Origin of the sequence: Actinoalloteichus spitiensis RMV-1378, assembly GCF_000239155.1 — a bacterium.
GTDB classification, from domain to species: Bacteria; Actinomycetota; Actinomycetes; order Mycobacteriales; family Pseudonocardiaceae; genus Actinoalloteichus_B; species Actinoalloteichus_B spitiensis.
In genome coordinates this window covers 1-10682 of sequence record NZ_AGVX02000204.1, presented here as the reverse complement: position 1 = coordinate 10682, position 10682 = coordinate 1, and the positions used below count along the sequence as shown (strand labels likewise).

Here is a 10682-nt window from a genome sequence, read left to right as displayed (position 1 = left end):
CCCCAGCGTCCCCCGGCCGGCCGCCGCGTGCCCACCGGAGGGCGCCCGCCACGGCCACCACCCGGGTCCCGGAGCAGCGCCCTCCCGGACACCGAGCGCAGTCCCCTCGGACGGGCGACCCGCCCGGCGCCACGTCGCCGCGCAGGTCAGCGGCGCCGCCCACCCGCACCGCCCCCCACCGCGCGACCACGGTGAGTAGTAGGAGGAGAAGCAGCGTTTACCGATCACCCCCCCGGTAAGCCGGTTCTCGTGAACTCCTCGAGCGCCACGCCACGGCCGCGTCCGGCCACCCCGGCCGCGGTGTTGTTCGACCGCGACGGGACCCTCGTCGAGGACGTCCCCTACAACGGGGACCCGGCGGCCGTCCGGTTGCGGCCCGGCGCGGACCACGTGGTCCGCGCCCTCCGCGATCGGGGGATACCCGTCGGGCTGGTGACAAACCAGTCGGGGATCGGCCGGGGATTGCTGAGCTGGCCGCAGGTGCGCGCGGTCAACGCTCGGGTCTCGGCGCTGGTCGGCGGTCTCGACACCGTGCAGGTGTGCCCGCACCGACCGGACGAACGCTGCGCCTGCCGCAAACCCCGCCCGGGGCTGGTGCTGGCCGCGGCGGAACGCCTGGGCGTGCCGGCGTCGGAGACCTGGCTCGTCGGCGACATCGAGTCCGACGTGCTCGCGGCGCGCGCGGCCGGCGGGACCGGGGTGCTCGTGCCCACGGGGAGGACCAGGAAGGTGGAGGTCCGACGGGCCCCCTGCGTCGCCGACGACCTGCGGCACGCGCTGCGGATGCTCCTGGGGGGCGTCCCCCGGCGCGGCGCGGCCGGGGCGCCGCCCTCCGCCCACGTCCCGCGTCGCCCGCCCCAACCCGCGCGGGGGTCGGCGCACCGCCGCGCCCCCACCGGCGACGACCGGATCCGGCCGACGGGAGGTACGTCGTGAACGGCACCGCGCCCCCCACCGCGACGGCACGCACCCCGGCGCCCCCCTCCGCCCGCGCGTCGGTGGCGGGAGAGGTCCCGGCCCGTGCGCTGCGGGTGCTCCTCTGGCACGTGCACGGCTCGTGGACCACCGCCTTCGTCCAGGGCCGCCACCACGTCCTGCTGCCCAGGACCCCCGAACCCGGCCCCTGGGGGCTCGGCCGGGCCGACCGCGCCTGGCCGCAGCGCGCCGAGGAGGTACCGGTCGGCGACCTCCACGACCACGACGTCGACGTCGTCGTCCTGCAACGGCCCGAGGAACTGGAACTCGCCGCCCGGTGGCTCGGCAGGCAGCCGGGGCGGGACGTGCCCGCCGTCTACGTGGAGCACAACACACCCCGCCACCGGGTCCCCGACACCCGCCACCCGCTGGCCGACCGCGCGGACATCCCGATCGTCCACGTCACGCACTTCAACAGGCTCCTCTGGGACAGCGGTCGGGCCCCCACCCTCGTCGTCGAGCACGGCGTCCCCGACCCGGGGCACCGCTACAGCGGGGAACTGGACGCCGCCGCCGTGGTCGTCAACGAACCGGTGCGACGCGGCAGGGTCACCGGAACGGACCTGCTGGTGGACTTCTCCCGAACCATCCCCCTGCACGTGTTCGGGCTCGGCACGGCCCCCCTCCCGGACCACCTGGGCGTGGGGCCGGACCGGGTGCGGGCCCTGGGCGACGTCCGGGAGCCCCGGCTGCACGAGGAGATGGCGCGCCGCCGCCTCTACCTGCACCCGCCCCGCTGGACCTCGCTGGGACTGGCGTTGATCGAGGCCATGATGCTGGGCATGCCCGTGGCGGGGTTCGCCTGCACGGAGGCCGTCGAGGTGGTCCCTCCGACGGCGGGAGTCCTGTCCACCCGGCCCGACGTCCTCGCCGACGCCGCCCGACGTCTCCGGGCCGATCCGGAACTCGCCCGCGCGCTCGGTGACGGCGCCCGGCAGGCCGCCCTGTCCCGGTTCGGGGTGGACGCGTTCACCCGGGACTGGGACCGGGTGCTGGGGGCGGCCGTCGCCACGGGGCGGCCGCGACCACGGCGCGCGGGTCCGCGTCGGTGCGCCGGGTCCGCCACTGACCGCCAGACCACGGTCCACGCCCCACCTGCCGGGTGAGGGAACCACGAGTGAGGACCTGGAAGGAGGGAGTCCCGGATGCGGATCTCGATGGTCTCGGAACACGCCAGTCCACTGGCCGTGCCGGGTGAGGAGGACTGCGGGGGGCAGAACGTGCACGTCGCGGAGCTGTCCTCGGCACTGGTCCGGCAGGGGCACGAGGTGCGCGTCTACACGCGCCGGGACTCACCCGACCAGCCCTGCCGCGTCACCACCGACCGGGGGGTGGAGGTGGTGCACCTGCCCGCCGGTCCCCCCGAACCGCTGCCGAGGGACGACCTGCTCCCGCACATGGGTGAGTTCGCCGACCACCTGCTCGGCGAGCTCACCCTGACCAGGCCCGACGTCGTGCACGCCCACTTCTGGACCTCGGGGCTCGCCAGCCTGCTGGCCTGCCGCGGCCCGGGCATCCCGGTCGCCCAGACCTTCCACGCGCTCGGACACGTCAAGCGGCGCCACCAGGGCAGCCGGGACACCAGCCCACCGCAACGCCTGCGGCTGGAGCGGATGATCGCCCGGGACAGCGCGCTGGTGGTGGCCAGCTGCTCCGACGAGGTGCACGAACTCGGGGTGCTCGGCGTTCGCCGCACCAAGGTCGCGATCGTGCCCTGCGGCGTCGACACCAGCGGCTTCCACCCCGACGGGCCGGTGGCCGACCGGAACGAGCTGCACCGGGTGGTCACCGTCGGGCGGCTCATCCCCCGCAAGGGCTTCGACCTGCTCATCGCCGCGTTGCGGACCGTGCCGAACACCGAGCTCCTCATCGCCGGCGGCCCCGACGAGGACCAGTTGGAGCACGACGAGGAAGCCAACAGGTTGCGGTCCTGCGCCCTGCGGGGCGGGGTCGCCGACCGGGTCCGCCTGCTCGGACGCGTTCCGCGCGAGGACATGCCCGCGTTGCTCCGGTCGGCCGACATCGTCGCCTGCACCCCCTGGTACGAGCCCTTCGGCATCGTCCCGCTGGAGGCGATGGCCTGCGGCGTGCCCGTCGTGGCCTCGGCCGTCGGGGGGCTGCTGGACACCGTCGTCGACGGGGTCACCGGGCAGCTCGTGCCCCCCAAGAACCCCCGTGCCCTCGCGACCGCGCTCCGGGGTCTGCTCAACCAGCCCGCCCGGCGCCACGCGCTGGGGCTCGCCGGCTTCGACCGCGCGTTCTCCCGCTACTCCTGGGACCGCGTCGCCTACGACACGGTGCTGGCCTACCAGCGACTGGTGCCACCACCGTCCCCCGCGTCCCTGATCACGCCGGCCGTGGAAGGAGCGACATGAGACCCCACATCGCCCCCCACGAGGTACCCGAGCACCGCCTCCCGGTGCCCGCGCCGGGCACCGACCCCGCCGAGGACACGTGGCGTCGCACCGGGGACCACCACCTCGACCAGCTCGCCGGCACCCTGTCGGCACTGCGGGCCGAGCTCCCCACCCTCGCCCGCTGGGGCCAGCGGCTCGCCGAGCTGCTCCCGCGCGGGCACCGGCTGCTCGCCGCCGGGAACGGAGGCAGCGCCGCCGAGGCCCAGCACCTCACGGCCGAACTCGTGGGCCGTTTCGACGGCGACCGCCGGGCCTACTCGGCCCTGGCGCTGCACGCCGAGACCTCCAGCGTCACCGCCATCGGGAACGACTACGGCTACGACAACGTCTTCGCCCGGCAGGTGGAGGCCCACGCCCGGCGCGGGGACGTCCTGGTGCTGCTCTCCACCAGCGGACGCAGCGAGAACCTGTTGCGGGCCACCGAGGCCGCGCGCCGCATGGGGGTGCTCACCTGGGCCGTGACCGGTGCGCTCCCCAACCCGTTGGCCGGACTCGCCGACGAGACCCTCCCCCTGCCCGGCGCCTGCCCCAGCGTGCAGGAGGCGCACCTGGTCGCCGTCCACCTGCTGTGCGTGATGTTCGAGCGGGCGCTCCCGGCCGCCGCGTCCCCGTCGAACGGGCGGGTCCACCCCGGACTGGCGGACGCCGCCGCCCCGGTGGGCGAACCCCGGGCGCGGCGCCCGGCCGACGGGCACCTCGCCGGGGCACGGCCGCCGGGTGGCGGCACGGAGGACCAGGCGGAGGTCGTCGCCAGCCCGCCCCGCCGGCCCGGGGCCGACCACGGCGTCCGTGAGGCGAGGGGCGGTGGCCATCCGCCCTCGCGGCGGGTGCGGCCGGGGGAAGGAAACCGCCCGTGACCGGGGGGCCGGTGATCGCGGTCGTCGGGGACGCGCTGCTCGACGTCGACGTCAGCGGACCGGTGGGACGGATCTGCCCGGACGGCCCCGCACCGGTGCTCGACGTGCGCGCCGAACAGGAGCGGCCGGGCGGCGCCGCCCTGGCCGCGATGTTGGCCGCCCGCAGCGGAGCCACGGTCGTGCTCGCCACCGCCCTCACCGACGACGAGGCGGGTCGGCGGCTGCGGGCGCTCCTGCGCGAGCACCTGCGGCTGGTTACCTGCCCAGGGCCGTCGACCGTGGTCAAGACCAGGTTCCGCTCGGCGGGGCACCCGATGCTGCGGGCGGACCGGGGAGGCGAGGGCCCGCCGCCGGTGGCCACCCCGGACGTGCTCGACGCCGTCTCCTCCGCCGACGCCGTCCTCGTCTCCGACTACGGGCGGGGGCTGGCCCGCGATCCCCGTCTCCGGGAGGTGCTGGCCGCCCGAGCCCGGCACGTGCCCGTCGTGTGGGACCCCCACCCGGGGGGACCGGCCCCGCCGCCGGGGCTGCGCCTGATCACCCCGAACGCGGCCGAGGCCGGGGTGCCGGAGGCGGACGCCGCCACCGTCGAGCGCCAGGCCCGCCTGCTGCGCGACCGGTGGCGGGCCGACGCCGTGGTGATCACGGCCGGCGAGCGGGGGGCGGTTCTCGACCACGGCGCCGACGGCCCGCTGACCGTGCCGGCACCTCGGCTCACGGTGCCCGACCCCTGCGGCGCCGGAGACGCGTTCGCCGCGGCGGCCACCGCCGCGCTGGCCGGGGGAGCGGCCCTCGACGACGCCGTGACCACGGCGGTCGGCGAGGCGGCCGCGTTCCTCGACGACGGCGGTGCCACGGCGGTCGGTCGGCTCCGGGCCCCGGGCCCGCACGGCGGGGACGTGCGGGGGCGGATCTCCTCGGTCCGGGCGGCCGGCGGGACAGTGGTGGTCGCCAGCGGGTGTTTCGACCTGCTCCACACCGGACACCTGCGCACCCTCACCGCCGCCAGGGCCCTCGGTGACCTGCTCGTCGTCTGCCTGAACTCCGACGAGTCGGTCCGGCGGCTCAAGGGCCCGGGCCGTCCCGTCAACACCGAACACGACCGCGCCGAGATGGTGGCCTCCCTGTCGTGCGTGGACTGCGTCGAGGTGTTCGCCGAGGACACCCCGGAACGCCTGCTGCTCGAACTCCGGCCGGACGTCGTCGTCAAGGGCGCCGACTACGACCTCGCGCACCTGCCCGAGGCCGAACTGGTGCGCCGGTGGGGCGGACGGATCGCGCTGGTCCCGTACCACCCCGGGCGTTCCACCACCGGGCTGGCCGCGCAGCTCGGCGCCGCCCACCGCAGGGCGGGGTCCCCGCCCGGACCCTCGGCCCCGTCCGCCGACCCCGGTGCCCGGCTGAGCGACCACCCGGGTCCCCGACCACCTGGAGTCCCCTCCGCGCCCTCGGACGGCTGACCGCCTGGCCCCCGGCCCGAGGAAGCCGACGACACGCCGTTCGCGCAAGGCGCGAACCCGGCCACGAAGGAGTTCCACGATGACGACCTCGACCGTGCCCGCCCGTGAACCCGACCACGTGGAACGCCGGCTGACCTCCCCCGGACGGGTGCTCGTGACCGGGGGCAGCTCCGGGTTGGGGGCAGCGGTGGCCCAGGCCGTCGCCCGCGCTGGCGGGCACGCGCTGGTCATCGACCGGGTCACCCCGCCGGACCCCCTCCGACCCGAGGGGAGGCGGGATTTCGTCCACGCCGACCTGTCCGACACCGACGCCGCCCAACGGGCCGTCGCGGAACTCGCCCGCCGCGCGGGCGGGTTGGACAGCGTCGTCTGCGCGGCCGGGGTCGACCGGTGCGGCGCGCTCGTCGACGTCCCCACCGACGAGTGGGAGCGGGTCGTGCGCGTCAACCTGTTCGGCACCGCCGCGGTCTGCCGGGCGGCGGTGCCCGCGCTGCGCCGGAACCGGGGGCGGATCGTCACCGTGGCCTCCACCCTCGGGCTGCGCGCCGTCCCGGACGCCACCGCCTACTGCGCGTCGAAGTTCGGGGTGGTCGGTTTCACCAGGTCGCTGGCCGCCGAGCTGGCCGGCTCGGTCGGGGTCACCCTCGTCGTACCGGGCGGGATGCGCACCCGCTTCTTCGATGACAGGGAGGAGCGGTACCGGCCCGCCGACGACAGCCGGCTCAACCGCCCGGAGCACGTGGCCGACGCGGTGCTGTTCGCCCTGCGGCAGCCCGCCGGCTGCGAGGTCAGGGAGTTGATGGTCTCGCACTCCGAGGAGGGCTCGTGGCCGTGAGCGGTGCGTCGCCGGACCACGGCCGCCCACCGGACCGGGGCGACCACCGGGTCGGCCGGCCCGGTGGGGACGGATCCGCGCGGGGCGTCCGGGGGCCACGGGCCGCCGCGCCCCGCACCCGGGGCCCCAGGGTGTTGGTGGCCAGGCTGGACAGTGACGGCGACGTGCTCCTCGCCGGCCCCGCCGTGCGGGCCGTCGCCGCCGGTGCGAGCCACCTGGCGCTGCTGTGCGGGCCGGCGGGCGAGCGGGCGGCCCGCCAGCTTCCCGGGGTCGACCAGGTGCTGCGGTGGCGCTGCCCGTGGATCGACGCCGACCCGCCCCCGGTGCGCGGCCCCGACGTCGACGCCCTGGTGGCCCGGCTCGCCGGCCTCTCCCTCGACTCGGCCGTGGTCCTCACCTCCTTCCACCAGTCGGCGCTTCCGCTGGCGCTCCTCCTGCGGCTGGCCGGGGTGCCCCGCGTCGCCGCGGCCTCCTCCGACTACGCCGGCACGCTGCTCGACGTCCGGTTGCGCCCCGGTGAGGACTTCCCGGAGGACCTCCCGGAGCCGGAACGTGCCCTCCTGGTGGCCGAGGCCGCTGGTTTCCCGCTGCCCGCCGGTGACGACGGGCGCCTCGCGGTGCTTCCCCCACCACCGGTGCGGGCCCTGGCCGCCTCGGCCCCCTACGTCGTCGTGCACCCGGGAGCCTCGGCCCCCGCCCGCCGGTGGCCCGGTGGGCACTGGCGGGAGGCGGCCAGGCGGCTCGCCCAGCGGGGGCACCGGGTGGTGGTCACCGGTGGTCCCACCGAAACGCGGCTGACCCGGGAGGTCGCCGGCGACCACGCCCTCGACCTGGGCGGGCGGACGTCGTTCCCGCAGTTGTCCGGGCTGGTCCTCGGCGCGTCCGCCGTGGTGGTCGGCAACACCGGACCGGCGCACCTGGCGGCCGCGCACGGCACCCCCGTGGTCTCGCTGTTCGCCCCCGTCGTGCCGGCCCGCAGATGGGCGCCCTACCGGGTCCCCACGGTCCTGCTCGGCGACCAACGCGCCCCCTGCGCCGGAACCAGGGCACGGCACTGCCCGGTGCCGGGGCACCCGTGCCTGTCGGACGTCGCCCCGGAGACCGTGGTGCGGGCGGTCGAGCGACTGGTGGGCCGGCCGCCCCGCCAGGTTTCCCCACAGCCCCGTGTTGCGCGCCCGGACCTCCGGGTACCCGGGGGGCATGACTGATCCGGTATCCGACACACCAACCCGAGACCCCGACCAGTGGCCCGACCTGCCGAGGACCGCGATCGTCACGGGTGGCGACTCCGGTATCGGCCGCTCGATCGCCGTCAGCCTCGCCGGCGGCGGGCTCGACGTGGGCATCACCTACCACTCCGACGCCGAACGCGCCCGGCACGCCGTCAAGGAGATCGAGGGCCGGGGAGGCCGGGCGTTCGCCAGGCAGACCGACCTGTCCGACCTGCCCGACGCGGCGTCGGTGATCGACGAGCTCGCCGACGAACTGGGCGGCGTGGACGTCCTCGTCAACAACGCCGGGGTCGGTTCGGACGCGCTCGGCATCGACACCAGCTACGAGAAGTGGCGGCAGGTCACCTCGGTCAACCTCGACGCGGTGTTCCTGTGCTCGCAACGCGCCGCCCGACGCATGATCGACGCCGGGCACGGCGGGCGGATCATCACCATCACCAGCATCCACGAACACCTGCCCCGCACCGGCTTCGCGCCCTACGCGGCGGCGAAGGGCGGGGCGGGGCAGCTCACCCGTGTCCTGGCGCTGGAACTGGCCAGGCACGGGATCACGGTCAACGCGGTGGCCCCCGGGGAGATCAGCACCGGCATGAACGACCAGGAAGGGGTGGACCCCGCCGAGCAGCCGAGGCCCGGCGTCCCCCTCGGTCGGCCCGGCGCGGCCGACGAGGTCGCGTCGGCGGTGGCGTTCCTCGCCACCCCGGCGGCCTCCTACATCACCGGGGTCTCGCTGCTCGTGGACGGTGGGCTCGCGCTCATGGGGCCGGAGGCCGGCCTGCGCCTGCCCACCGACGAGTGGCGCGACGGCTGACCGGAACGCCGGGCACCGCGCGCCACCCGTTCGGGCGCCGGGGACCGGCCCCGGTGTCCGCCGGCGGAACGGCGCGGGCGAGACCAGGAACGCAGGACGACAAGCAGCGCGGACGAGACGAGGTGGACGTACCGATGAAGGCCGTCGTGTGGCACGCACCAGGCGAGATCGCCGTGGAACAGGTGCCCGACGCCCGGATCCAGGAGCCGACCGACGCGGTCGTCAGGCTGACGGTCAGCGCGATCTGCGGGACCGACCTGCACATGGTGCGGGGCAGCCTCCCCGGGATGCGTCCCGGCACGGTCCTCGGGCACGAGGGGGTCGGGGTGGTCGAGGAGGTCGGCCCCGAGGTCCGGAACTTCCGACCAGGGGACCGGGTGGTGATCCCCTCCACGCTGTGCTGCGGGACCTGCTCCTACTGCCGCGCCGGTTACACCGCGCAGTGCGACCGGGCCAACCCGCAGGGCGCCCTCGCCGGCACCTCGTTCTTCGGCGGGCCCGAGATGACCGGCCCGGTCGACGGGCTCCAGGCCGAGTACGCCCGCATCCCCTTCGCCCACGTCAACCTGGTGGCCCTGCCCGAGGAGGTCACCGACGAGCAGGCCATCGTGGTCAGCGACGTCTACCCCACGGCGTGGTTCGGCGCCCTGCTCGCCGAGGTGTCCCCCGGCGACGACGTCGCCGTGTTCGGTTGCGGCCCGGTGGGCCAGTTGGCCATCACCTCCGCCCAGCAACAGGGCGCCAACCGCGTCCTCGCCGTCGACCACGTGGCCTCCAGGCTGGAGATGGCCCGGTCCCAGCACGCCGAGACCGTCGACTTCGACACCGAGGACCCGGTGGAGACCATCCGCCAGCTGACCGGCGGAATCGGCGTGGACCGGGTCATCGACGCGGTGGGCGTGGACGCCGAGGCCCCGGCGTGGGCCGCGCCGGAGGGATTCCCCGAACAGCGGCGGGAGATCACCGAGCCGGGCGTCGAGGGAGGGGACCAGCTGCCGCCCATCGCCCCGAGCCAGGCCTCGGAGTGGGCGGTGCGGGCGGTGGCGAAGGCCGGAACAGTGGGAGTCGTCGGGGTCTACCCGCCCACGATGGACCGCTGGCCCATCGGGACGGCGATGAACCGCAACCTGACCGTGAAGCTCGGGAACTGCAACCACCGGACGCACATCCCCGAGTTGCTGCGCATGGTCCGGTCCGGCGTCGTCGACCCCCTCGCCTCGGTCACCCAACTCACCGACTGGGACGGTGTCATCCGCTCCTACCACACCTTCGACGACAAGGAGCCCGGCTGGGTGAAGGTCGCCGTCGCGGTCTGACGAGAAAGCGAACCGATACGAGACGGGAAGTGGTCAGTGTGCGCGCCGTGGTGTTGAGCTGCACCCTGAAACGTTCCCCGGCCAAGTCGAACACCGAACTGCTCACCTCGGTGGTGGTGGACGAGCTCCGGGAGCGCGACGTCGACGTGGAACAGATCCGCGTCGTCGACCGCGAGGTCCCGCGCGGGGTCGAGACGGACCTCGGGGGAGCCGACGAGTGGCCGGAGATCCACCGCCGGCTGCTGGAGTCGGAGATCCTCATCGTCGCCACCCCGACCTGGCTCGGCCAGCCGTCCTCGGTCTCCCGGCAGGTGCTGGAACGGATGGACTCGATGATGTCCGAGACCGACGACGCGGGGCTCCCGGTGGCCTACAACCGGGTGGCCGGTGTGGTGGTGACCGGCAACGAGGACGGAGCGCACCACGTGATCAGCGAGACCAACGGCGCGCTGATCGACGTGGGCTACACGGTCCCCGGCCAGTCCTGGACCTACTGGAACATGGGGCCGGGGCCGGGCCCGAACTACCCGGACGTCGACCACGGGCACGAGTGGGCGCACCGCACGGGCCGCATGATGGCCTCCAACCTGGTGGCCGTCGCCCGCGCACTCCAGCGGTCGCCGATCCCCGTGCCCCCGAGCTGATCCGCCGCACGGGGCGATCCGAGGCGCGAAGGCGGAGCCCAGCCGCGGTGCGCCGCGTCCCCACCCGCACCGGCCACGAGGCGGACGGATGCCGGGCGGGTGCGGCCGGCAGGCCCCGGGGCCGGGGGTGGGAGC

At 75.7% G+C, this 10682-nt stretch carries 9 protein-coding genes and 1 pseudogene; all 10 read left to right on the top strand.

Annotated elements, in window-relative coordinates:
* The first annotated feature begins 300 nt into the window (after positions 1–300).
* The gene (locus ACTIDRAF_RS34475) at positions 301–936 is read left to right on the top strand and encodes a D-glycero-alpha-D-manno-heptose-1,7-bisphosphate 7-phosphatase (RefSeq protein WP_039786735.1); all 636 of its coding nucleotides are present in this window, start codon (positions 301–303) and stop codon (positions 934–936) included.
* An 89-nt stretch (positions 937–1025) separates the two neighbouring features.
* A complete protein-coding gene (locus ACTIDRAF_RS34470) occupies positions 1026–2081 on the top strand; it encodes a glycosyltransferase (RefSeq protein ID WP_083886222.1) in 1056 nt (351 codons plus the stop codon).
* A 39-nt stretch (positions 2082–2120) separates the two neighbouring features.
* Positions 2121–3350 carry a glycosyltransferase gene (locus ACTIDRAF_RS0210500; protein WP_016698698.1) on the top strand — a complete coding sequence of 410 codons (1230 nt, stop codon included), beginning with the start codon at positions 2121–2123 and terminating at the stop codon, positions 3348–3350.
* Positions 3351–3394: 44 nt separating this feature from the next.
* Positions 3395–3997, top strand: a pseudogene (locus ACTIDRAF_RS34880) (D-sedoheptulose-7-phosphate isomerase); the annotation flags it as partial.
* 248 nt (positions 3998–4245) lie between these two features.
* Positions 4246–5709, top strand: coding sequence for a PfkB family carbohydrate kinase (locus ACTIDRAF_RS0210490; RefSeq protein ID WP_016698696.1), 1464 nt, complete (start codon positions 4246–4248; stop codon positions 5707–5709).
* Positions 5710–5788: 79 nt separating this feature from the next.
* Positions 5789–6544, top strand: coding sequence for an SDR family oxidoreductase (locus tag ACTIDRAF_RS0210485; protein WP_016698695.1), 756 nt, complete (start codon positions 5789–5791; stop codon positions 6542–6544).
* Positions 6535–7752 (top strand): glycosyltransferase family 9 protein, encoded by a 1218-nt coding sequence (locus ACTIDRAF_RS28180; RefSeq protein ID WP_016698694.1) that lies wholly within the window; start codon positions 6535–6537, stop codon positions 7750–7752. The genes ACTIDRAF_RS0210485 and ACTIDRAF_RS28180 overlap by 10 nt, the downstream gene beginning before the upstream one ends.
* Complete coding sequence (locus ACTIDRAF_RS28175) at positions 7745–8587, top strand: SDR family oxidoreductase (RefSeq protein ID WP_085944838.1); 843 nt, start codon at positions 7745–7747, stop codon at positions 8585–8587. The genes ACTIDRAF_RS28180 and ACTIDRAF_RS28175 overlap by 8 nt, the downstream gene beginning before the upstream one ends.
* Positions 8588–8721: 134 nt before the next feature.
* Entirely contained in the window at positions 8722–9903 is a 1182-nt protein-coding gene (locus ACTIDRAF_RS0210470) for an alcohol dehydrogenase catalytic domain-containing protein (protein ID WP_026065966.1), read from the top strand.
* A 29-nt stretch (positions 9904–9932) separates the two neighbouring features.
* Positions 9933–10547, top strand: a complete 615-nt coding sequence (locus ACTIDRAF_RS0210465) for a flavodoxin family protein (RefSeq protein ID WP_016698690.1) — start codon at positions 9933–9935, stop codon at positions 10545–10547.
* Positions 10548–10682 lie beyond the last annotated feature (135 nt).

Coding starts and splice junctions, on each gene's coding strand:
- ACTIDRAF_RS0210485 (WP_016698695.1), top strand. CDS start 5,789: ATGACGACCTCGACCGTGCCCGCCCGTGAACCCGACCACGTGGAACGC.
- ACTIDRAF_RS0210470 (WP_026065966.1), top strand. CDS start 8,722: ATGAAGGCCGTCGTGTGGCACGCACCAGGCGAGATCGCCGTGGAACAG.
- ACTIDRAF_RS0210500 (WP_016698698.1), top strand. CDS start 2,121: ATGCGGATCTCGATGGTCTCGGAACACGCCAGTCCACTGGCCGTGCCG.
- ACTIDRAF_RS28175 (WP_085944838.1), top strand. CDS start 7,745: ATGACTGATCCGGTATCCGACACACCAACCCGAGACCCCGACCAGTGG.